This window comes from Bacteroidota bacterium (assembly GCA_016706865.1).
Lineage (GTDB): Bacteria > Bacteroidota > Bacteroidia > Chitinophagales > BACL12 > UBA7236.
On sequence record JADJIS010000003.1, the window covers coordinates 928,192 to 952,703 of the forward strand.

The following is a 24,512-nucleotide window of genomic DNA, read 5'->3' on the forward strand; positions in this document are numbered from 1 at the left end:
TTACAATGCAAAACGTAGCCGAGTGGATGTCCGTTTTCTATCGTCACCACAAGGTCAAGACCTTTTGAAAGGTCAGAAAGTTTACTCTCAATTAATTTAAACTGCTCATTATGTAAATGCTCATGAACGTTTATAAATGAGTATGGCTCTGTTTCGTCTTTTGAATATGTTAAGTTATTTACGATAGTTACCATTTAATGTAGCGCAGGGTTTAAGATATTAACCTTCTTCCCTAAAAAGTGCTGCTTAACATAACGGCTAATTATGGGTAAGGAGCGGTTTCGGGTAAAGGGTTGTTATTTAAAATTCAAAAATAATCATTAATCCTTTAAATAACAACCCTTTACCCGAAAAAATAATTTACCAATGAAAAATAAACTAACCAAATTATTTAGCTACTTGCCCATAATTAATATTATGTTAAGTAGGCGTTTCTCTCGCCCCGCCACAGGTCTGTATTACGTGCTGTATTATGTGATTTTTGTACGGTAGTATTGTGGGAAATAACCACACATGACCAGTGAAGAAAAAGCAATAGAGTCAATCAATTTGCAATTGAGCAAACTTAAAACTATTGACGACTATAGCGATTCTTGGAAATTCATAACAGCGGAGAAATTAAAAAAGTATTTAGGAGAAAAATCGCTTATATATTCCTTTGTTGCCCAATTCACGCCTGATGCTAATATATCTTTCCATTCAAGCGGTTCGATTAGAATAAAATTAAGGAATGATAATATTGAAATCGTAAAAAATCACTTGCGAGATGCAATTGCATTTATCGAAGAAAACGGGTTGCACTACGAACCGAAACCACAAAAAGAAAATTTATTTAGTGGGCTAAATAACTGGAAAATTTTACTATCATTTATTGCAGTTATTGGCTTTACTATTACAACTACAATTGGAATCTACGACTGGCTATCTTCTTCCAGACCTAACCCCACGTCTATACCCGAAAATATCCCCAATAAGGTAGAAAAGGATAGCACAGAAAATAACCATCAATAAGGAAACTATACACCAAAAATACAAAAAAATAATCACATTATGAGTCTTAAACAAATTAGTGAGTTGCAACTTGAAATGTTAGGAGTTGTAATAGAAAGGAATAATGAGGGTAACCCAATAACTATTGAGGAGTTTTATAACAGATTCAATAATCATATTGATTATGACGAAGAATACACGGGGATTTACCATGATTACATTATTCCAAACTTTAACATGCCAAATGGAATAACACAGCAATTACTGCCAACTTCGATAGCAGATGAGCTATATAACAGAGAGTTTGAAAGATATAGAAAATTTGAGCAAAAGGAAATTTTAGAAGATTATAAGGAAAGTTTAGAATTAACAAAGTTAGGACACGAAGTAATTTTAATTAGAAACCAATTGTCAGATTACGAGGCAACTAAAAAACAAGCATCAAAGGCTATCAAAATAGCATGGCAATCAGCCTTAATAGCAGCGATATCAGTGATAGCGACATTGATAGATATGCTATTTTTTTAGCCTTTCTGATTTTATTATCTAATATGATTATTTTGATGTCCTTATCTTCCATAGTTCACAAATAATTTACTCCCTTCACCCCTTCTATCGTCGTTACGTTCGCGAATATGGCTCTCTCCACGACTGAAAATGCTTTTAGTAGCCCACGCCACCAACCGCATTTACATTTAGAAAATGATTAAGTTTTAATCTAAAAGGAAAGGATATTTACTTTCTATTATAATTTAAATTATCTGTGAAGATTTAAGTAGAACGTAAATTATTTTTGCAACTGTCAAATTAGTTTATCTTTATAATCAAGTTACATAAGATCGGATAAATTTTATCAAGATATTCTTAAACTACTAAACACTTTTTTATGAAAAAAACCATTACACTTTTGCTCCTCAGCTTTGTTTTTGTGTCCACCGCTACCCTGCGCGGCCAGGTGGTTGAAAACGCAATTGAAAACACCCTGTTGAAACCAAACATTGTGAAATTTAACCTTACCGGACCAGTTGTAGGATACTATACCATTGGTTATGAAAGAGTTATAAATCCAAAACAATCTACCGGAATTACTATAAGTGTTGCTCCAAACGTAGATCTTCCATTTAAAAACACTCTTTTGAACATTTTTGGAGATAATGATGAAGCTGTAACTGCTATTAACAGCACAACTTTCACAAATTTTAGTTTGATGCCCGAATACCGCTTTTATGTAGGTGTGAAAGGCGCTCCGTTTGGGTTCTATGCAGCATCATTTCTGAAATACACGCGAATGACGCATGAACAGATTTATCAATTTACCTCCGATGCCGGAGTTGTTCATAAACCATTAATTGAAACCACTTTCAACGGATTTGGAGCCGGTGAGTTGATTGGTATACAATGGCAGATCGGTAAATCTTTGACACTGGACTGGTGGATTCTAGGACCTTTTGTTGGTGTTTTAAACGGTGAATCACATGCAATTGACCCAATGGACGATATGGATGCTCAGGAAAAAGCAGATCTGGAAACAGATATTGAAAGTGTGCCTATTCCGGGTTGGAAAATTGATGCTACCGTAGTTGATGATAATATTGATGTAGATCTTGGTGGCTTGTTTTTTGGAACCAGGATATTCGGATTGAATTTGGGTGTTCGTTTTTAACAAACTCACTATAAACAAAAAAGGGGATCATATTTTTAATATGATCCCCTTTTTTATGTTCAGATGGTTAATTTCCCAGCAATTGTTTCATTTCTTCCGCCTTTTCTTTTTGATTTGTTCTTACATATATCTCCTTTAGAGCAAGCATACAATCCGTATTTTTTGGATCGATCTGATGTCCCTTTTCAAAATATGGAAGTGCCTGCATGTAGAGCTTATTTCTTTCCACAGATAACTTTTGATATTCTGCTTCCTTCTCCAAAGGCAGCGCATTCATTGTCTTATTGATTTCGATCGCAGTATTGTAATAAAGTGCACCAGCGTTCAAATTGATGTCGAATCTTTCAGGATTCAATGCCAAAGCTTTATCGTAAGCTTTAATTGCAGCTTCAAAATGTTGCTGAGCATTCATGGAGTCCAGTTTGATCAATTCACTATTAGTGGTGCCTAATACAAAGTATAGTTCAGTATTTTTTGGATCCAAACTAATGGCATTCTCCAATTTACTCACCAACACATCTAACTTGTTTTGCGAAAGGTAATAATTGAGTTCAGCAGTAATGATCTCCGGATCTTTTGGGAAATTTCTTCTACCCTCTTCTAATATCGCCAGCGCATCTGCAGTTCTTCCTGCTTCCAGGTAAATATTCGATAATTTTGAATACAGATAGGTCTCACTGTATTTCATTTCTACCAATTTCTGGTAAGCTGCCACTGCTTCTGTGGTTCTGCCGGTTCTTTCCGCCATCAGACCCATGTTAAAAATGACACCTGTATCTAAAACTGCCAATGGAAATGCATCTATCTGCAATAAATTAGCTTCATGTGCCTTAGCAAAATTTACGTAAGCAGCTTCACTGTCACCGGCACTATATGCAGTTGCACCGCGTGAAAAGTAGAGATTATACGTTGTAAACAGCTCTGCTCCTATGTCGGTTTTGTAATTTTTTACATCCGGCATATTCAGTGCATTTTTAAACGATTCCAGAGCAACTCCTACCGGATCGGCCACGTTTGAAAATTCCCCTGTGGTATCCATTGCAATTCGATTATAAATCTGTCCCCGATAAAACCAGGTTTTTGCCTGACCCATTGTTTTTTCGTTTAAAATAGCCTCATCTATTGCTTCCTTAGCCTTTGCATATTCCTCATTGAACAGTGCACTTGATGCTGTTACCACTTTACTGTTTTGGGCGTTTACAACCGTGGTAAACAAAACTGCTATCATAAAAAAACCTGTGAATAGTTTCATGTTTTTAGTAGTTTATTATATTAATTATCAATTGTTTATGTTAATTCATCTGTAATATTGGTATCGGTAGATTCACCACCATTTTCGCCTTCGTTACCCTCCTGATCGTTTAATGGATCCAAACCATTTTCAATTTCCCCTACTTCTTCTTCCGGGTCCTTTTGAATTCTTGTTACGGAAGCAATGCGGTCGCCATCTCTTAAATTTATCAGCCTCACTCCTTGCGTTGCTCTACCCATTACTCTCAGCTCATCAATTCCCATTCTGATCGCAAGTCCGGATTCACAAATTATCATTAGGTCATCTTCATTGGTAACATCCTTTATTGTGATCAGATTACCAGTTTTCGGAGTGATCTTTAATGTTGTTACACCCTTTCCTCCTCTGTTGGTGATACGATATTCCTGTTCACCTGTATCAAGATCTACCAACTGACTTCTTTTTCCGTAACCATTCTCACTCACCACAAGAACTGATTTTTCTTCATCGCCCTTTTCAACAGTTATCATGCCAACTACTTCATCGTTTTTACCGGCAAGCACTATTCCCCTTACGCCAGTAGCACTTCGACCCATTGGACGCACCTTCTCTTCCGGGAAACGAATTGCTCGTCCGCTCTTAACGGCAAGCATGATCTCGCAATTTCCATTGGTTAAACGAACTTCCAGTAATTCATCGTCATCGTTGATATTGATAGCGACAATTCCATTTGCTCTCGGGCGACTAAATGATTCTACGGTAGTCTTTTTAATTGTACCTTTTTTAGTACAGAATACCAGATAATGAGAATTTATAAATGCTTCATCCTCAAGATCATGTATATCGATATATGCCATAACCTTATCGTCAGCCGGCAATGAAATTAAGTTTTGAATCGCTCTTCCTTTTGAAGTTCTGCTTCCTTCCGGAATTTGATAAACCGGCAACCAGAAACAGCGTCCTTGCTGCGTAAAGAACAACATGGTATCGTGTGTGGAAGCTATGAGAAGATGTTCAATAAAATCTTCCTCCCTCGACGCACTTCCCTTCGCTCCTCTTCCACCGCGACCTTGTTTGCGATATTCGGTCAATGCAGTGCGTTTTACGTATCCTAAATGTGAAATGGTGATCGCCACATCTTCTTCTTCAATCAGGTCTTCTATGCTCATCTCCCCTTCATTTGCAACAATATTGGTTCTGCGTGCATCACCATATTTGGCCTTAACTTCTAAGGTTTCATCAATAATGATCTGAAAACGCATTTCCTCATTGCTTAATATTTCTTTCAAACGGCCGATCAAAGCCATTATCTCGTTGTATTCCTCGCGTATTTTGTCTCTTTCTAATCCTGTTAAACGCTGTAAACGCATTTCCAGAATTGCCTTCGCCTGAATTTCACTCAATGCAAAATTGGTAACTAAACCTTCTTTAGCCTCATCCGGAGTTTTAGAACCGCGAATCAATGCAATAACCTGGTCCAAATGATCGAGAGCAATGAGCAAACCTTCTAATATATGTGCTCTTTCTTCAGCTTTACGAAGATCGTATTGAGTTCTTTTTACAATAACTTCATGTCTGAACTCCACAAAATTGGAGATCAATTGTTTCAGATTAACCAGTTTTGGTCTGCCATGAACCAAACAGATATTATTCACACCATAAGACGACTGAAGCGGAGTGTATTTGTATAATTGATTGAGCACCACACTTGCAACAGCATCTTTCTTAACTTCCACTACAACACGCAATCCATCACGATCGGAATAGTCGTTTGCGTCAGAAATTCCCTCAATTTTTTTCTCATGAACAAGTTCAGAGATTTTGGTGATGAGCAATGCTTTATTCACCTGAAATGGTAATTCAGTGATCACAATATGTTCTCTGCCATTGGGCATAGATTCAATATTTGCAACACCTCTCACCACGATCTTTCCTCTTCCTGTCTCAAAACTTTCGCGAATTCCTTCAATTCCGTAAATGGTGGAACCTGTTGGGAAATCCGGTCCTTTGATGAATTGCATGAGTTCAGGAATGCTTATTTCCTTGTTTTTTATGTATTCGACAATACCATCACAAACCTCTGAAAGGTTATGAGGAAGGATATTTGTCGCCATACCTACAGCAATTCCTGAAGATCCATTCATTAAAAGATTTGGAATCTTAGAAGGAAGAACAGTAGGTTCTTCAAGTGTATCATCAAAATTCGGCGAAAAATCCACCGTTTCTTTTTCTATATCCGCTAAAATTTCATGCGTAATTTTCTGAAATCTCGCCTCAGTATAACGCATTGCTGCGGGACTGTCACCATCAATGGAACCAAAGTTTCCCTGGCCATCTATGAGCGTGTAACGCATACTCCATTCCTGCGCCATACGAACCATGGCATCATAAACGGAAGTGTCACCATGCGGGTGATACTTACCTAGCACCTCTCCCACTATTCTCGCCGATTTTTTATAGGGTTTGTTGTAGTCCATTCCCAGATCGTGCATACCGTATAAAACCCTTCTGTGCACGGGTTTCAGACCATCTCTTACGTCGGGAATAGCACGTGCCACAATTACCGACATGGAATAGTCGATATACGCGGTTTTCATTTCATCTTCAATATTGATCGGTATTATTTTTTCGCCTTCAGCCATATCTTTTTTCTTCTAGGTAGAGTATATTTTTTTACTTCCTGCAAAGGTAACGAAATCACCTGTCAATACACAGTTTCACGAGGTCAATTATTGTCAAGTTTTCAACATCTTTTGACCAATAATTTATAAGTGGAAAAGGAAGATGATGCGATAGAAATTTCACTATCATTTTGTTTAAATTTGGCGCAATAAAACTTTAATTATGAAAAAATACATATTCATCGCTCTTGTTATGTCACAAATCCTTTTCTTATTTGACGCTACGAAACTCCAAGCCCAAACAAATACCTTTCCCACAACTGGAAGTGCCGGAATCGGAACGCTTTCACCAAATGTTTCCTCTGCTTTGGATATTGTTTCAACATCTAAAGGTATTTTGATACCCCGAATGACAAAAGCGCAGCGAAATGCAATTGCCTCTCCTACGACAGGTTTGTTAATATATCAAACGAACAGCGCTCCCGGCTTTTATTACTACAGAGGCACACAATGGGTATCAATTTCCTACAATTCAACAGGTTGGAATCTAACTGGAAATGCTGATACCGACACCTCCCTAAATTTTGTTGGAACAACTGACGGAAAACCTTTGCGATTTAAAGTAAATGGCAGACCATCGGGAATTATTGATATGACCGCCGCATGCACGAGTTTGGGTTTTGAAAGTTTGTTGAATAATGATGTTCATTATAATTCAGCATTTGGATATAGAGCTCTTTATAGTAATACCAATGGCGATGATAATTTTGCTGCCGGAGTTATGGCAATGTATAGCAATACCAGCGGTTACAGAAATGTTGCTGTAGGCAATTATGCATTGCAATCTAACACTACTGCTAGAAATAATACTGCAATTGGTTATTATTCCATGAGCAGCAGTACTACAGGCGGATTTAATACCGCGGTTGGTTATGGAACCTTGCAAGCAAATACGGATGGTGTTGAAAATACTGCTATTGGAATTGATGTGCTTTCTTCAAATACTTTGGGAACTTCCAACGCAGCGGTGGGGGCTTCTTCCATGCAGGAAAATACAACGGGTTATGAAAATTCAGCCTTAGGGTATGAATCTCTTTTTTATAACACAAACCGGTATACAAAATACTTCTTGTGGTGGTGCATCTATGTATTTCAATACGACCGGAAGTAAAAATACCGGTGCCGGATACACGGTAATGCGGTACAATACAACGGGTTATGAAAATACAGCGATGGGAAATATAGCATTGTATAACAATACAACAGGTGGCCAAAATGCGGCTTTCGGATATAATGCAGGTGGATACAACGATGCAAATACGTATTGCACATTTATTGGATATGATGCAAACCAATCGGTAACAACAGATTTTACAAATAGCACAGCTATTGGAAATGGAAGTAGAATAACATCGAGCAATCAAATTCGAATTGGAAATCCATTCATCAACAGCATCGGAGGTTTCCAAAATTGGAGCAATATTTCTGACGGACGATATAAAAAAGATGTACAGGAAACAGTGATGGGATTAGAATTCATAAATAAATTAAGACCTGTTGTTTATCATTTGGATATGAAAGGATTAAGTACTTTTTTTAATTATGCCGACAGCAGCATTGACAAAAATGCTATGGTTGAAAAGGAAAAAATACTTTATTCCGGATTCATTGCACAAGAGGTTGAAGCAGCTGCAGCGGAAGTGAATTACAATTTCAGCGGTGTTGATGCACCAAAAAACGAAAATGATCTGTATGGCTTACGTTATGCAGAATTCGTGGTTCCACTTGTAAAATCTGTGCAGGAATTATCTGCAGAAAATGAAGCTTTAAAATCACAAAATGAATATCTGCAAAATCAAATTGACAATTTAAACCGTGCTGTTTTTGGAAGTGAAAGTAATAATTCAAATAAAAAAATAAATTCACCTGAATCAAATTCTCTGGGATTAAATATTCCAAATCCTTTTGATAACAGCACCATAATTCCATTTCAAATTTCTGCTGATTGTATCAGTGCAACAATAATAATTGCGGAATCGGCAACAGGTAAAATAATAAGTTCTATTCCAGTTTCTTGTAGTGAAAAACAAATTTCTGTAGATGCTAAATTAATGTCAGCAGGAAATTATATTTATTCTCTATTTGTGGACGGAAAATTGGTGGATGTGAAAAATATGGTGGTGGTGAAGTAGTTATTTTAACCAACCTGGAGATTTCAGGATTTTTCTGTACTTAAACAAAACAGGGGTGCTCACTTTCGTGAAACAACCCCTGATCCCCATGAAAACACACAACTATATAACGGAGCTGTGCCGAATTAGTTTGCTATAGCAACGTTAAATTTAGTTAATTTTTAGGTGTGTAGATTTTACACTAAGGTTTCGATCCCGTGAGTGAGGCTCGCACTTTTTCAGTGGGGGTCTCACTTGGGTGAGTGGTGAGTGGGGAGGATGTTCCGATTGAAGGTTTACGATCGCATCATAAAATGAGTAATGAGTTATGAGAAATGAGGGTACTCCTCGTAAGCCGAATGCATTTACTCCTGACTAATGACTATTGATTGAAAGTGGTGAGTAGTGAGTGGTGAGTAAGTTCCTCGTTTGCCTAATGTATTTACTCCTGACTAATGACCACAGGTCAGCGTACAAATTTCCTCCGCACTTAGGTCAGGGATATTCGTTATAAAACGCAACACTTCACCGGTTTTATTTTGTATTGTGTGGATGCATCTAAATGGTATTTCTGTTTTCCCATTTCTTTTAAATAAATGAACCCAACAATCTGATTCGATGGTCAGTTTTTCTGTTATAATTTTTTCCTTGATAAAATTTTCACTTATAATTTCAAGGTTACTATTGGCAAACAACAGAGTGACAAATGGTATCTTTTTTTTAGAAAGTTCTTCAAAGGTATTTCGGCCAGAAACACCTTTATCAAAGACTCTTACCGCATTTTCATTCGACGGTTGGTGCTCCAGAACCGCTGCTCGAAGTGCAGTATTTTCCGGAACAGGTATGGAACCACTATAGACATCTGCACTAATGGGTATTTCCGAAAAACCAATTGTAAATTTTAACTGGTTTAAATAGGCAGCAGCACTACCCTTTATTACATAACCACATTTTAATAACTTTCCGGATGCAGTTATAATTGTTGAATCAAACCGTAATAATTTCGAATGTTCTTCGCCAATAATTGATCCATATAATTCAACACATTTATTAAATAATTTTTCAAAATATCGATAGTCCATTGTCTTTATACGTTCACTGATCGAACTGTAACGTATACTCGATTTCGTTCCTTCCTGATTCAAAACATTGAATGCCAATGTTTCATAGGCAGACTCCATGCCTCGTAAACTATTGTCCTTATTACTTACAATACTATAGATCAGAAGTTTAAAAGAATCTCGCCTTGTAATTTTTTAGAATATTTATTGACCCCGGTCTCAAGGGCCAGTTCTTCTAATAAAGAGTCTGGTAGCACCTTTAATATGTCGCCAATAAACATATTTCAAAAATCTAACATAACTAGCTGATGTACAAGTAGTTTGTACACAAAGGGAATGTTGATTCAGTTTCTTCCGAACACCTGTGGACTAATGACTATTGACATAAAAAGGTATTTATGGAGATTACTTAAATTACATAAAAGACGCTGAATTTTAGGTCTAGCGTTGACGGACTCACGATTTACGATTGACGATTCACGAATTATGTGGTGAGTAGTGAGGATGCTCCTATTGATGGTTGACGATCGCATCAGAAAATGAGTAATGCCCGCCCGGATGACCTGGTCGGACGGGAGTTATGAGTGATGAGTTTGCTACTCGTGAGCCGAATGTTTTTACTCCTGACCATTAACTTTAGACTCGCGAGAAATCCTCCTTCGTAATGAGCTAGGTGATTAACAAAGTCGCAGTCACGATTGTTGAAAATTGTTTCATTTGTAGAGCCGCAATGCATTGCTGCTCTACAAATGAAACAATTTTCAACCCAGAACCCAGAACTCAGAACTATGTTAGTTCAACTTTTCATCAACAATTGGTGCAGTAATCTTTTTACGTTCCCCAACCTGTTGTCTCCACATGGCATAATACAATCCTTTTTCGGCCAATAGTTTTTCGTGAGAACCTGTTTCTGCCATCTCCCCTTGTTCCAGAACATAAATTCTGTCCGCGTGCATGATGGTGCTTAAACGGTGCGCAATAAGTATAGTGATCTGATTTCTTTGTTGGGTTATTCCGATTATGGTATTGGAAATTTCCTCTTCTGTTAATGAATCCAGTGAACTTGTAGCTTCATCAAATATCAGCAAACGGGGTTTTCTTAAAAGTGCACGCGCAATGCTAAGACGCTGTTTTTCTCCTCCCGATAATTTTAATCCCCCCTCACCTATTACAGTTTCAATACCCTTTTCGGCTCTTGCCAATAAATTATCGCAACTGGCTTTATGAATTACATCCAAAAGGTCTTGTTCGGTGGCTTCGGGGTTTACGAACATGAGGTTTTCTCTGATAGTACCGGAAAAAAGCTGGGTGTCTTGTGTAACAAAACCTATTTGATTTCTGAGATCGTTAAAGTCTATGGAATTTTCGTCGATCCCGTTGTATAAAATCTTGCCTTCCTGTGGTCGGTATAAGCCTACTAATAATTTCATCAATGTACTTTTACCTGAGCCTGAAGGACCAACAAATGCAATGGTTTCTCCCGATCTAACATCAAAACTGATTCCATCGATTGCATGATTAGAAGCTGTTTTGTGTTTAAAACGAACGTTTTCAAATTTGAGTTTTTCTATAGTTCCTAAATGAACAGGATTATCCGGTTTTGCCTCTGGTACCTTATTCATCAAAACATTAAAATTGTTGAGGGATGCTTCGGCTTCCCGGTATGATAAAATGATATTTCCAATATCCTGCAAAGGACCAAAAACGAAAAAAGAAAATACCTGCATGGTAACTAACTGTCCTGCATCCATCACATTTTTAAATATGAGCCACATTAAAATGAAAAGGATCAATTGTCTTAGGGTATTTACAAAGGTGCCTTGAATAAAACTGATGCTTCTGATTCGTTTAACTTTCGTGAGCTCTAATCCGAGTATTTTATAAGTATTTTTATTGAGTCGATCCACCTCCTGATGGGTTAATCCAAGGCTCTTCACCAATTCGATATTTCGCAAAGATTCGGTGGTTGCACCTGCTAAAGCAGTGGTTTTTCCAACGATGGTTTTTTGAATGATCTTTACTTTTTTACTCAAAACATTAGAGATATAGGTGAGTAAAATGATGCCTATAAAATATACAGCAGGAATATACCAATGTATATAAATTGCAGCATAAACGAATACGAAAACAATTCCCACAAAAATTCCCAGGAGCACGTTTATGAACATATTCATAAAACGCTCAACGTCGATTCTAACCTTGGAAAGAATGGATAAAGTTTCTCCACTGCGCTGATCTTCAAAGTCCTGGTAAGGTAATTTCATGGCGTGTTGTAAACCATCCGTAAATATTTTAGCACCAAATTTTTGTGTAACTACGTTAAGAAAATAATCCTGAAAGTTTTTTGCGATACGACTTATCATTGCAACAGAAACAGAACACAACAATAACATCAACACTCCGGGTTGCTGCCATGAAAATGAATAAAAGAAGGTATGCCAGGTGTATTCAGCGGAATTTGTCTGATACGTATTAGCAAGAGTTACCAGATGCCCAAGAATGATCGGGTCGACCAGAGAAAAGCCGGTATTGATCGCGGCAAGGAATAAAACAAAAAAAACGAGCCATCTAAAGGGCTGAAGATATTTAAAAAGTATTTTCATAAAAGTATTACCTGATTCGCTACAACTCAAAAGTAGGCATGGTAGTTCAGATAAAGAAAAAAGGGGTGTGCATAAGAGGAGGAAGGAGAGAGGAGTAAGGAGTTTAAATTTCTTGCGAAATTTTACCGGATCCCACTGTTTGTTTCCATGATACATGATACCCGATACAATATTGCTATCCCCTGTCCCTTTCCCTTGTCCTATGTCAAGTCATGTGTCCTATGTCCTATATCCTAAATCCTATGTCCCACTTAATGTAACTCCAAAATTTCCACATCAGGAATATCTCTTAATATAAGTTGTATATGTTTATTATGTGCTTTTGATTTGAATTCTGCAAATATTTCTAATACATCTCTGTCGATGTAAACACTGTCGGTACCAATGATCTCTACTATGGAATATTGTGGCATTTTATCGAGTGTTTCCAGAATTCGTTTTTTATTTACAAAACTCACATTAAGTGCGAGATCGAGCGTAAAATGCGGAGTATGCCCTTCACGATTTTCTTTAAGTGTAAATCCTGCTTTATAAGTATGTTTAATTAAAAAATAAATTGCATACACTACTCCTATTAACACACCAATTAAAAGATCGGTAAATAAAATAGAAATTACGGTTACCAAAAATGGAAAGAATTGTTCTTTACCTTGTTTATAAACTGCGCGTATCATTTTTGGTTTTGCGAGATTATAACCGGTTCTGATTAAAATAACTGCAAGTACACAATAGGGAATCAGATTTAATAAACTGACTGCAAATAATATCGCCAATAAAAGCCATACTCCATGCATAAATGCCGATAAGCGTGTTTTGGCACCGGCTTCCGCATTAGCCGAAGCTCTTACAATTACTGCAGTGATGGGTAATCCTCCAAAAAAACCGCTAATTAAATTTGCGGAACCTTGTGCAACTAATTCTCTGTTTTGAGGGGTAATTCTATTGTTTGGATCTAATTTATCAATAGCAGTTATACTAAGTAATGTTTCAAGCGAAGCAACAAAACAAATTATTACAGCAGTCTTCCAAATTGCTGCATTCATAAAAAGTGCAGTGTAGTCCGGAAACTTTATTTCTGAAAAAATATTTTCCGGAATGTTGACAAATTGTGCAGGTGATAATTTTAAAAACGGAATATAATGTTCAAATAAAAATGCTAATATTATTCCGAAAAAAACCACTAAAAAGGTTGTTGGTATAAATGAAAATTTATTTGCAAATGTTTTTTTCCAAATAAATATAAGCAAAAAAGAAAAACTTGCAATTACAATAGGACCAATAGAAATATGCTGCAATAAATTGCCATTCATTTTAAATCCATGTTCAAAAGTGAATACATTAAATAATTCGTTTGTCCAGAAGTCGGGTTGATCATACCCTATCAAAAGTGGAATTTGTTTTGATATTAAAATAATTCCAATCGCCGTAAGCATTCCTTTAATCACTCCTGAAGGAATAAATTGTGTAAATCCACCCAATTTTAAAACACCCAATAATATCTGCAAAACTCCGGCAAGCATGAGAGATAAAAAAAATATTTCTATTCCGCCGAGACCAGAAATTGCTGCCACGCATATGGTAGTTAAACCTGCAGCGGGTCCACTTACACTTAATTCTGATCTGCTGATAAGTGGAACAACGATGCCGCCAATAATTCCCGCAATAAGTCCGGAATACAAAGGAGCCCCACTCGCTAAAGAAATACCAAGGCAAAGTGGTAGTGCAACAAAAAAAACCGTGATACTTGATTTGAGATCGTGTTTTAAAAAGGATAAGAAGTAAAAATGAAATCTGCGTTTAACCAAACTCATAACAGACCTCAAAGGTGGATATAATCCATTAGGATTACATAAAAGTTGTAACCACTTCTTTGTTAATAAGGAGGAGGAGAAAGGAGAGAGGAGTAAGGAGTTTAAATTTCTGGCGAAATTTTACTAGATCCAACCCTTTGTTTTGCCGATACCTGATATCTGATTCTTAATACCCAAAATCCCACCATTTGTTTTCCTGATACCTGATACTTGATTCCTGATACCTTCTTATGGTGCCGTTAGTGAGACCCTCGCTGGGAGCGAGAGCCTCACTGACTCTGAATTTTTGCAAATCCCAACCTTTGTTTTCTTAGGTCTTATGCCGTTAGTGAGACCCTCGCTGGGAGCGAGAGCCTCACTGACTCCGAATTTTGCTAATCCCAACCTTTGTTACCTTAGGTCTTATACCCTTAGTGAGACCCTCGCTGGGAGCGAGAGCCTCACTGACTCCGTTTTTGTTTTCCTGATACCTGACGCAATTTCGTTAACCAATGTCGCCTTCCCTTGTCCTTAGTCAAGTCCTATGTCCTATGTCATATGTCCTTTGTCCTTTTAAAATGCCGCCCCAGTCGCCACCCAATTCACGATGGTTTGAATATAAACATCATCCAGTTTTGGTGATTTTCTAGGCATTGACTCCACTCCTTCTGCATGCTGAATAGCGGGGATCAATTTTCCGTTTACACTTTGTTCTTTAACATTTTCATAAGTGGTAAGATTAATTCCACCGGCAGGCCGTTCTGCATTATGGCAACCCGCACAGTTGAGATCTATTATTTTACTAACGTCTTTTGAGTAAGTTAGTGTAGATGTTGTTGATTTGGATGCACTACATGCTGCTAGTGTTAAAATAAATAAACTGCAAAACAAATAATAAGTTAGTCGGAATTTCATAGATCTTTTTTTGTAAAAATAGAAAAATATTCAGGTTTGCAAATTAATTCAACTTTTCCACTGCTTGGCTTCTATTTTATTTGTAACCATTTTATTTATGAATGATAACATGAATACAGTTATTATCATTGCCACCACAACAACATATCCCAACCAATCATAATGATCTAAATATCCGGAATCTTCCTGCACAACTATTAAGCCTGCAAAAAAGGCCGCTATTCCTCCTGAAAATTGTTGAACGGATGCATTGATTCCCATGAACGCACCTCTGTCGGCGGGCTCCGGAACGGCTGACATTAATGCTGATGCAGAAATTATTCGCGAGGTAATTCCAATAAAAAGAATCACATTTATCATGATCACAGCCCATAATGGTGTAGCTCCAAGATTGCAATAAATGAGAACCATTATCATGGATAAAATGGAACCGGCAATAAACATATTATATTTTCCAACCCTATCACTTAATCTTCCAATAATGGGTCCTGCAACAATGGTGAATAATCCGGTGATAACATAAATAATGGGTAAATGATCAAGTTCTATTTTAAGATTATTTACTGTAAACGCACTTCCAAAAGGCATTAACATAAATCCTCCTGTTGCAAGTAGTGTCGTTGCTGCAAAACCGGTGATATATCGTTTTTTGCTGATGGTTTGCTTAAAATGTTGAAAGGATGTAATATTCTTTTTTAATTTTAAATGATCAGCTACGGGTTTAACTTTTAAAATGATAATTACATAAACAATTACGCTGATAGAGGCAATTAAAATAAAAGGAGAATGCCAGTTTGTTTTATTTGCGAGATACAATCCAACCGGTATACCCAGCACCTGACTTGCTGCAAAGGCCATTTGAATAAATCCCATTACTCTACCCCTTACCTGCAATTGAAATACATCTGTGGTTATGGCAAATATGATAGCTCCGATCACCCCTCCAAAAATACCGGTTACAACCCTTGCAATTAATAAAGAAGTGTAATCCGGAGCAAATCCGCATAAAAAAGTGCCGATAATAAATCCGGTGTAAAAAAATAATAACAATTTCTTCCTGTCGTATTTATCGGCAAATCCCGCAGCCAATAAACCGCTTAAACCCGCACTAATTGCATATACTGACACCACCAGACTAAATTGCGCAGGTGTTATCTCTAATTCAGGTAATAAAATTGCACTTAATGGCGAAAGCACCATAAAGTCCAATATGATCGTAAACTGCAAAAACGCCAGAATGGCGATCAGGAACATTTCGTATTTGGTAAAAACCTGTTCTTTCTTAATATTCTCACTCATAAATATGGATGCTTTGCTTTAACGTGAATTCTTCTTTTTTTTGGAAGAAATGGGCAATACAAGCACCTTTAATACTCTTTTAAGCAATTTCGTTCCTTTCAAGTTTAAAGAGGCAATATTAATAGATTAAACTTTAGCTTTTTTTAAATGCATGTGCATGAAGCAAGCACCTACTCAAGTACACAAGAACCAGAGATAAAAGATTTAAAACGTCCTTTTTTACATACAATCGCACTATAACCCGTTTAAAGGTTAGAAAATAGGCGCCTTTTACCAATTAAATTTGTAGGTTATATATACCATTTCTTATCTCTAAATCGTTATTAAATTTACAAAAGGGTGAGTTTTGTTGAATAAATTAAAGATTTTTACCCCAATTTTTGAGTTTTATATAAAAAAGGGAATGAGATTTGTGTAATTTGGTAATTACGATCATCTGTTATATAAAAGTAAAATTATGAAGACCTGGAAAGAATTAGAATCGAAAACTAAACGTATCAGCGGCGCCATTACCACTACCATTGTCGGAATGTTGGTAGCAATTATGTTCATTGGTTTCACTACTCCAAAGGTTCCTGAAGGTACCGAAGGATTACTCATCGATTTCGGAACTGACATTTCAGGTTTCGGGGAATATGAACCTGCAATTGCAGAGTCATCTTCCTCAGCTCAAACTCAGCCCTTAGAGCAGGAAGCAATTACTCAGGATGTAGAAGAAAGTGTTGTGATACCCGATAAAAAGGTGATCACTAAACCTAAAGCTGATATTAAGAAAACACCGGTTGAATCAACCAAACCCGTTAATAAAGATGAATTATTTGATCCAAATAAGATCAAAAATAAAGGAGATAAAGGTTCATCCAGCGATGGAGATAAAGGTGGAACCGGAAACCAGGGAGATCCCAATGGTATTCCTGATGGTGGAAATGGTTTAGGTACTAAAGGAGATGGTTATGATGTTTCGGGACTTGGTGACCGTAAAATTAAGTCACCTCCAAAATTGAGTGTTGATCACAATGAAATTGGTGATGTAAAAATTAAGATCACTGTGGATAGAAATGGTAAAGTGACAAAAGCAGATTACGAACGCAGTGGTTCTACCATTACTGATACTTATCTGATAGCCCAGTCTAAAGCGGCCGCAATGAAAACAACTTTTGCTGTTGATAACAATGCGTCAGAATCTCAAATTGGATATATCACCTTCCACTTTAAGTTACAATAATGCTTTGAAACACAACTGTTATTGAAGTATGAAAGGAGTGCCCCCGGTAAAACGGGGGCATTTTTGCGTATAACCCTGAATAGAAAATATCAGATCTTCAAGTTTTAAGAACAAACTTCCAATTTTCTTATTCAGGGGCACCCTGAATAAGAAAATTGAGGTAATGTTTATATATTAAACTCCTCAAATTTTCTTATTCAGGGTATTTTAATTCATTTTGCACCTGTATTGTATTTTGAAGCAGAATGACTTATCAGGAAACCATAAATTATCTTTTCACCCACTTACCAATGTATCAACGCATTGGTCCTGCGGCATTTAAGAAAGATCTGACCAATACCTTTGCCTTACTTAAAATTTTGGATGACCCGCATAAAAAATTCACCAGTATTCATGTTGCGGGTACTAATGGGAAAGGTTCTGTATCAAATATGTTGGCTTCGGTGTTGCAGGAAGCAGGATATTCAACGGGTTTATATACGTCTCCTCACCTGCTCGATTTTCGTGAACGTATTCGTTTGAATGGCATAATGTGCGAAAAAGAATTTGTGATCGATTTTGTTGAAAGAATAAAGCCACACATACAGCAAATTGAACCTTCCTTTTTTGAAATAACAGTGGCAATGGCGTTTGATTACTTTGCACAAAAGGAAATTGATATTGCAGTGATAGAAGTTGGTTTGGGGGGGAGATTGGATTCTACTAATGTGATAACTCCTATCCTATCGGTTATAACCAATATCAGTTATGACCATCAGGTGATGTTGGGGAATACTTTAAAGGAAATTGCAGGAGAAAAAGCTGGGATCATTAAACAAAATATACCCGTAGTGATAGGTGAATTTAGTGAGGAAACCTTTCCTGTTTTTTTGGAAAAAGCTAACTCACTTGATGCTACATTATTTTTAGCCGATGATAATGTAGAGGTAGAAAATTTGTCTGAAGAATTAAATGCTCTGGAATTAAATATATCTTATTTAGATCAATTGATCTTCCCAAATTTAATGCTTGACCTTACGGGTAGTTATCAGTTAAAAAATATCAAAACCACCGTTCAATCTATTGAGGTATTAAGAAATATTGGTGTGGAAATTCCTGATGAAGCAATTTATGAGGGATTGAAACAGGTGAAGAAAAACACAGGATTTGCCGGACGATGGCAGATAATATCCGAACATCCTCTCATAATTTGTGATTGTGCGCATAACAGTGCGGGACTTGCGGAATTGTTCGATCAGGTTGGAAAAACACCTCACCATAATTTGCATATAGTTACAGGAGCTGTAAACGATAAGGATCTGCAGGCAAATCTACTTAAGTTTACGAAGGAAGCGATCTATTATTTTTGTAAACCCGATATTCCACGGGGCTTAGAAACAGCGGTATTGGAACAATTAGCTAAAACTGCAGGTTTACAAGGCAAAAGTTTCCTGAATGTGACCGAAGCCGTTCAAGCGGCCAGGGAAGAAATGATGCAGGATGACCTATTATTAATATGCGGCAGTATTTTTGTGGTGGCTGAGGCACTCGAATTTTTTGACCACCTCAAAATAACATTATCCAATAAAGAAAAGAGAAAATGAAACGAAATTTACTCCTCCTATCCATCATCTTTATATCGTTAAACCTTCGTGCGCAGGTTTTAACCTCCTATGAGTTTAAAATGAAAATAAAAGGGGTTTCCGATACAACCCTTTTTTTAGCACATCATTATGGAGCACAACAATATGTGATCGACACCGTAAAAATAAATAGCAATGGTGAAGCTGTTTTTTCCGGAAATGATACTTTGCCAGGCGGAATTTATTTATGTGTTGCCCCTTCTTTGAAGAATAAATATTTTGAATTTATTGTCAGTGGTAAGGAACCAAAATTTCAAATGGAAACCGATACTTTCGATTTTGTTAAAAATATGAAGGTAACCGGTTCAAAGGAGAATGCAATTTTTTATGAAGATCTCAATTTTATAAATACAAAAAAAAATGAGATAACCGTATTAAAAAATAATTTGCAAAGCGTTGGCGAAACTTCGGAAGAAGGAAAACCGATTAAGGAAGAAATGAAAGCGGTTAATAAACAAGTGGAAGATGAACGTGCGAAAATAATCAATGAAAATCCTGAATTGTTTTATTCCTCTTTTCTAAAATGTATTACGGATATTAAGATCCCTGAAGCACCTCTAAATCCGGATGGCACAAAGGATTCTACTTTTCCTATTAGATATGTTAGAGCGCATTATTTTGATAATATTAATTTTAATGACGAGCGACTTTTGCGCACAAATATGTATGATATCCGCATCAAAAAATATTTAAAGGATTATGTACAGAAAACACCTGACTCTATAAATGTTGCTGTTGATTTTATAATCAATAAAACAAAAGTAAATAAATACACTTTTCAATTTGTAACAGTAATGTTATTAAATGAATATGCCAATTCTAAGATCATGGGATTTGATGCGGTATATGTTTATCTTGTTGATAAATACTATTCCACCGGTCAGGCATTTTGGTTGGATGATGTGGGTTTATACCGCATACAGGCACAGGCCGATAAAATAAGGCCGATCCTAATTGGAAAACAGGCTCCACCATTGATCTTACAAGACTCATTAAATAATGATATTGCCTTGTATTCCATCAATAAAAAATTTACGGTTATCGTTTTCTGGAGCCCTGATTGCGGACATTGCAAAAAGGATATGCCGAAATTTGAAAAACTGTATGGTGAATTATCCCCATTGGGCGTTGAATTTTATGCGGTGTATTCGGAAGAAGAATTTGATAAATGGAAAAAATGGTTGCGCGAACATCCTTATTCCTGGATAAATGTTGCAAACATTAAAAACAAGGAAAGTTTCCAGGTTAAATACAATGTTGATCAAACCCCAATGATCTTTATTTTGGATAAGAATAAAAAAATAATTGGAAAAAAAATTGGTGTTGATCAGGTGAAGGAAATTATAATGCACCAGATCGACATGGAAAAATCGGAATAATAATTTCCAATTTTAGAAATTAAATTAATACTAGTTAATTATGGAAAATAAAAATAGCGAAAATAAATATACTGTTGTAAGAACAGAGGAAGAATGGAAAAAAATATTGAGTCCGGAACAATATCGCATTTTGCGCAAAAAAGGAACTGAACATCCTTTTTCCGGCGAATTTGATCATTTTTTTGGAGATGGAATCTATTATTGTGCCGGGTGCGGACAACAATTATTTTTATCGGATTCGAAATTTGACTCCGGTTGCGGATGGCCGGCTTTTGATAAAGAAGTGGAAAAAGGCGTAATAGAATATATTTCTGATAAAACATTTGGCATGACACGCACAGAAATATTATGCAATAAATGTGGTGGCCACCTAGGACATGTTTTCGATGATGGCCCAACCGAAACGGGTCAAAGGTTCTGCGTTAATTCGGCTTCACTGAAATTTGAGGAGAAAGGGGGGAAATAGGGAGAGGCAAGTGGTGGTGGTGAGAATGCTCTTCAAAAGCCGGATGAATTTACTCCTGACTATTGACTCTTAACGGTGAGTGGTGAGAATATTCCTGGTCGGGCTTTAATTTCGGATCATGGAATCAGTAATGAGTGATGAGTAATGAGTGTGCTCCACAAATGCCGGATGAATTTACTCCTGACTAATGATATGTGAGTGGCGAATAGTGAGTGGTGAGAATACTTCGGGTCGGGCTTTAATTTCGGATCATGGAATCAGTAATGAGTGATGAGTAATGAGTAATGAGTGTGCTCCACAAATGCCGGAAGAATTAACTCCTAAACAATAACTCTAGAATGCTGAATCGCGAGCAATAAGTATGCTCCCTTCCTGGATCTAAACTCATTTCTCATTACTCATTTCTCATTCAACGAGATTTCCTTCGATAGCACGATTGATTTTCTCCTGACTAGTGACTCTTGACGGTGAGTGGTGAATAGTGAATGGTGAGAATGCTCCTCGAAAGCCAGATGAATTAACTTCTAAATAATAACTATTGAATGCCGAATGTTAAGCAATAACCCCGCTCCTACCGAGTTCTAAACTCATTACTCATAACTCATTACTCATATAAAGAGCTTTCCTTCGATAGCCCGATTGATTTTCTCCTGACTAATGACTCTTGACTACTGACTATAAGTTCTGGGAATACCTCAATCTTTTGGGCGTCTAATACTCCTCCTCCCCTTCTATCATTTCCACCTTTTCAACGTAAATCCAAAAGTAGATCCTTCGCCGATGGTGCTTCTTACGTTTACGGTTTGGTCGTGCGCTTCAACTATGTGTTTCACAATTGCTAAACCTAATCCGGTTCCGCCCATATCGCGGGAGCGACTTTTTTCAATACGGAAAAATCGTTCGAAAACCCGGTTTAAATGTTCTTTGGAAATACCTGTTCCATTATCGGCAATTTCTATCAGAATATTTTCACCCATATTGTAAAATCCTGCATGAATATATCCTCCATCTTTTCCATATTTAATTGCATTGCTGATAAGGTTGACCAATACTTCACGTATTAATTTTTCATCTGCTTTAACATTATAAACATGGTCGCAACCTTCCTTTATCGCCAAAGTTATATTGGAATGTTTTGCCTGAATTTCCAATGATTCGTAAACCTCTTTTGTTAATTCACATACATCAAATTTTTTGAGGTCGAGTTTTAATTCACCACTTTCCAACATCGAAATATTTACAAGATCATCAATTATCATGATCATGCGTTCAACATTCTTCAAAGCTTTTTCAATATAAAGATTATTTATCGATTCGTCGCGAATACCGCCATCTGAAAGGGTTTCAAGATATCCCTGAATACTCATGATGGGCGTTTTTAATTCATGCGAAACATTTCCTAAAAATTCTTTTCTGTAATCAGCCTGTTTAATTAAAAGTTCAATTTCCGAGCTGCGTTCCTTAGCCCATTCCAATACTTCATTGTTTACTTCCGAAATTACATCCGACGACATCGTCATTTTTTCATCCGCAATTCCTTTGGTTGATTTTAATTCATGAATGTTTTTATATACCAATTTTATTTTGCGGTAAATAAATTTTTCTACTGTGTAATAAAATACAAGAAATACTGCGGTAAAAACGATGGTCGGGATTATAAGATATTGGTAAGCGGGAAAATCCAGCGAAGGAATCAAATAACCGAGCAGCTCCAGAATGAGCAAGATCAATAATATGATACAGGACGAAGCAAAAACGATCCGCCCCGGGGAGGCATTTTTCATTTAATGGTCAAATTTATAACCAATTCCTTTTATTGTTTTAATAAAATCTTCCCCTATTTTTTCCCTTATTTTTCTGATATGCACATCAATGGTTCTGTCGCCAACAATTACATCCATTCCCCAAATTCTGTTAAATATCTCCTGACGGGTAAAAACCTTTCCCGGTTTGGACGCTAAGAGTTGTATGAGCTCAAATTCCTTTTTAGCAAGTGTGATTGGAACTCCCTTCACATACACTAAAAATTTCTCCTCATCTATCGCCAGGTCGCCATAGGTAACTTTTTCAGAATGGGAATCAGCGGTTTGGGTTCTTCTAAGCAAGGCCTTTATTCTGCTAAGGAGAATGCGGGGTTTTATTGGTTTTGTGATATAATCATCTGCTCCCACATCAAAACCCTGTACCTGAGTGAAATCTTCGTTGCGCGCGGTTAGAAAAGCGATTAAGGTATTGTCAAATTCACGCATACTGCGCAGTTCACGACAAACTTCAATTCCATCCATTTCCGGCATCATGATATCCAAAAGAATCAGATTCGGTTTTTCGGAAATAGCTTTTTCCAAGGCAATTTTACCATTGGAAGCCCTTATCACCGCATAATCTTCTTTTAAAAGGTTATATTCGATCACTTCCAGAATATCCGGTTCATCATCTACAATCAATATTTTGATTTTATCGTTATGCATATTAGAATTTGATGTAAAGTTAGGGTTGAGGTATTAAGTCAATCTCAAAATTATGTTAATTTAACGTTAAAGAAACAACTACTTTACTTTGGAAGTGCAATTTAAGGATTTTAACCAAAAAAGGGTACCTTTATCATCGGAACTATGACAGAAAAAGCTTCTTCTTCTTCTCTTACTATTAAATTGATAGTCGGGTTTGGCATATCCATTATCCTTATCGGCTTTGCAGCTTATTTTGCCTTTCAAAATTTCAATAAACTTCTGGGTTCTGTGGAAACACTTTCCGCCCCGAACAATTCTGCTGAAGAATTACAGGATATCGTGAATATCATGCATGAAGCCGATGGAAACATGCGCAGTTTCATTATGACCAACGATTACACGGCGCTTCAAAATTACATGCTGGAGATGGAGGATATCAGCATTGAACTTGAAAACCTTAAACAGGATCAGGCATTTGCTCAGTCGGAAAAAACGTTGGATAGTTTGGGTGAATATTTTCAGGATAAGGCCGATCTGATGTATTCTCTCGTCATATTTAAACAGTCGAGCGAATATGAGCAGCTCAACACAAGGGCAATGCAAAAAATTTCCTCTACTGCAGAGGTGAACGAAATTCCCAACCGTGTAAATGAGGAAACTAAAACTCAGGATGAACCTGAAATAAAAAAACCGGCAATTTCTAAACCCGAAGCGGAAACAAAAAAGAACGACAAAAAAAGTAAAAAAAAGGATGAGGGTTTTCTTACAAATTTATTTTCAGGAAAAAACAAAAGAGAAAAAAAGTCAGTTGAGAATACCAATATTGTTATTTTAAGTGATTCCGTAAAAAATGAAAGTAGTAACTCCGCATATAATTATCAAATTGCTGCGAATCCTTCACTGAATATGGAAGATGTGCGTAAGATATTTAAGGAGATTGATGATGAACAAAAAGATATAATACACAACTCACAAAAAAAGAATTAGAAATTCTGGCGAGTGATAAAATAGTAATTAAAAAGATAA

19 protein-coding genes are annotated in these 24,512 nt (G+C 36.7%); 10 read left to right on the plus strand and 9 right to left on the minus strand.

The features are described from left to right. Nucleotides 1–513 precede the first annotated feature (513 nt). From IPI31_13400 to IPI31_13410, 3 genes are all read left to right on the plus strand, one after another. On the plus strand, nt 514–1,011 hold the full coding sequence (locus IPI31_13400; protein MBK7568811.1) for a hypothetical protein: 498 nt from the start codon (nt 514–516) through the stop codon (nt 1,009–1,011). Nucleotides 1,012–1,050: 39 nt separating this feature from the next. Further along, nucleotides 1,051–1,518, plus strand: a complete 468-nt coding sequence (locus IPI31_13405) for a hypothetical protein (GenBank protein MBK7568812.1) — start codon at nt 1,051–1,053, stop codon at nt 1,516–1,518. A 358-nt stretch (nt 1,519–1,876) separates the two neighbouring features. Further along, nucleotides 1,877–2,653 carry a hypothetical protein gene (locus tag IPI31_13410; GenBank protein ID MBK7568813.1) on the plus strand — a complete coding sequence of 259 codons (777 nt, stop codon included), beginning with the start codon at nt 1,877–1,879 and terminating at the stop codon, nt 2,651–2,653. A gap of 67 nt (nt 2,654–2,720) precedes the next feature. Here the strand turns inward: IPI31_13410 and IPI31_13415 are convergent, their stop codons facing one another. Beyond that, complete coding sequence (locus IPI31_13415) at nt 2,721–3,905, minus strand: tetratricopeptide repeat protein (GenBank protein MBK7568814.1); 1,185 nt, start codon at nt 3,903–3,905, stop codon at nt 2,721–2,723. A gap of 35 nt (nt 3,906–3,940) precedes the next feature. Further along, nucleotides 3,941–6,526 (minus strand): DNA gyrase subunit A, encoded by a 2,586-nt coding sequence (gene gyrA, locus IPI31_13420; protein MBK7568815.1) that lies wholly within the window; start codon nt 6,524–6,526, stop codon nt 3,941–3,943. A 202-nt stretch (nt 6,527–6,728) separates the two neighbouring features. On the opposite strand from gyrA, the gene IPI31_13425 reads away from it, so the two are divergent. Next, nucleotides 6,729–7,676: a hypothetical protein gene (locus IPI31_13425; GenBank protein ID MBK7568816.1), complete on the plus strand. Its 948-nt coding sequence runs from the start codon at nt 6,729–6,731 to the stop codon at nt 7,674–7,676. Continuing rightward, a complete protein-coding gene (locus tag IPI31_13430; protein MBK7568817.1) occupies nt 7,591–8,697 on the plus strand; it encodes a tail fiber domain-containing protein in 1,107 nt (368 codons plus the stop codon). The genes IPI31_13425 and IPI31_13430 overlap by 86 nt, the downstream gene beginning before the upstream one ends. Nucleotides 8,698–9,128: 431 nt before the next feature. Here IPI31_13430 and IPI31_13435 read toward each other — a convergent pair whose 3' ends face one another. The 5 genes from IPI31_13435 to IPI31_13455 all read right to left on the minus strand — a co-directional run bounded on the left by IPI31_13435 (nt 9,129) and on the right by IPI31_13455 (nt 16,344). Beyond that, the gene (locus IPI31_13435) at nt 9,129–9,857 is read right to left on the minus strand and encodes a hypothetical protein (GenBank protein MBK7568818.1); all 729 of its coding nucleotides are present in this window, start codon (nt 9,855–9,857) and stop codon (nt 9,129–9,131) included. Nucleotides 9,858–10,528: 671 nt separating this feature from the next. Next, a complete protein-coding gene (locus IPI31_13440; GenBank protein MBK7568819.1) occupies nt 10,529–12,340 on the minus strand; it encodes an ABC transporter ATP-binding protein in 1,812 nt (603 codons plus the stop codon). Between the two features lie 251 nt (nt 12,341–12,591). After that, nucleotides 12,592–14,151 (minus strand): SulP family inorganic anion transporter, encoded by a 1,560-nt coding sequence (locus IPI31_13445; protein MBK7568820.1) that lies wholly within the window; start codon nt 14,149–14,151, stop codon nt 12,592–12,594. A gap of 552 nt (nt 14,152–14,703) precedes the next feature. Continuing rightward, nucleotides 14,704–15,045, minus strand: a complete 342-nt coding sequence (locus IPI31_13450; protein MBK7568821.1) for a cytochrome c — start codon at nt 15,043–15,045, stop codon at nt 14,704–14,706. A 48-nt stretch (nt 15,046–15,093) separates the two neighbouring features. Next, nucleotides 15,094–16,344 (minus strand): MFS transporter, encoded by a 1,251-nt coding sequence (locus tag IPI31_13455; GenBank protein MBK7568822.1) that lies wholly within the window; start codon nt 16,342–16,344, stop codon nt 15,094–15,096. 457 nt (nt 16,345–16,801) lie between these two features. Here IPI31_13455 and IPI31_13460 point away from each other — a divergent pair, with 457 nt between their 5' ends. The 4 genes from IPI31_13460 (at nt 16,802) to msrB (ending at nt 21,036) form a co-directional block, all read left to right on the plus strand. Further along, nucleotides 16,802–17,569 carry a hypothetical protein gene (locus IPI31_13460; GenBank protein ID MBK7568823.1) on the plus strand — a complete coding sequence of 256 codons (768 nt, stop codon included), beginning with the start codon at nt 16,802–16,804 and terminating at the stop codon, nt 17,567–17,569. Nucleotides 17,570–17,814: 245 nt separating this feature from the next. Further along, entirely contained in the window at nt 17,815–19,152 is a 1,338-nt protein-coding gene (locus tag IPI31_13465; protein ID MBK7568824.1) for a bifunctional folylpolyglutamate synthase/dihydrofolate synthase, read from the plus strand. After that, on the plus strand, nt 19,149–20,570 hold the full coding sequence (locus tag IPI31_13470) for a redoxin domain-containing protein (protein ID MBK7568825.1): 1,422 nt from the start codon (nt 19,149–19,151) through the stop codon (nt 20,568–20,570). Before IPI31_13465 ends, IPI31_13470 begins: the two co-directional genes overlap by 4 nt. A gap of 40 nt (nt 20,571–20,610) precedes the next feature. Beyond that, on the plus strand, nt 20,611–21,036 hold the full coding sequence (gene msrB, locus IPI31_13475; GenBank protein MBK7568826.1) for a peptide-methionine (R)-S-oxide reductase MsrB: 426 nt from the start codon (nt 20,611–20,613) through the stop codon (nt 21,034–21,036). Between the two features lie 734 nt (nt 21,037–21,770). Here msrB and IPI31_13480 read toward each other — a convergent pair. Together IPI31_13480 and IPI31_13485 are read right to left on the minus strand one after the other, a co-directional pair. After that, nucleotides 21,771–22,820, minus strand: coding sequence for a sensor histidine kinase (locus IPI31_13480; protein MBK7568827.1), 1,050 nt, complete (start codon nt 22,818–22,820; stop codon nt 21,771–21,773). After that, entirely contained in the window at nt 22,821–23,504 is a 684-nt protein-coding gene (locus IPI31_13485; protein ID MBK7568828.1) for a response regulator transcription factor, read from the minus strand. A gap of 144 nt (nt 23,505–23,648) precedes the next feature. Between IPI31_13485 and IPI31_13490 the strand changes: the two genes are divergently transcribed. Beyond that, the gene (locus IPI31_13490; protein MBK7568829.1) at nt 23,649–24,473 is read left to right on the plus strand and encodes a hypothetical protein; all 825 of its coding nucleotides are present in this window, start codon (nt 23,649–23,651) and stop codon (nt 24,471–24,473) included. The last annotated feature ends 39 nt before the right edge of the window (nt 24,474–24,512 follow it).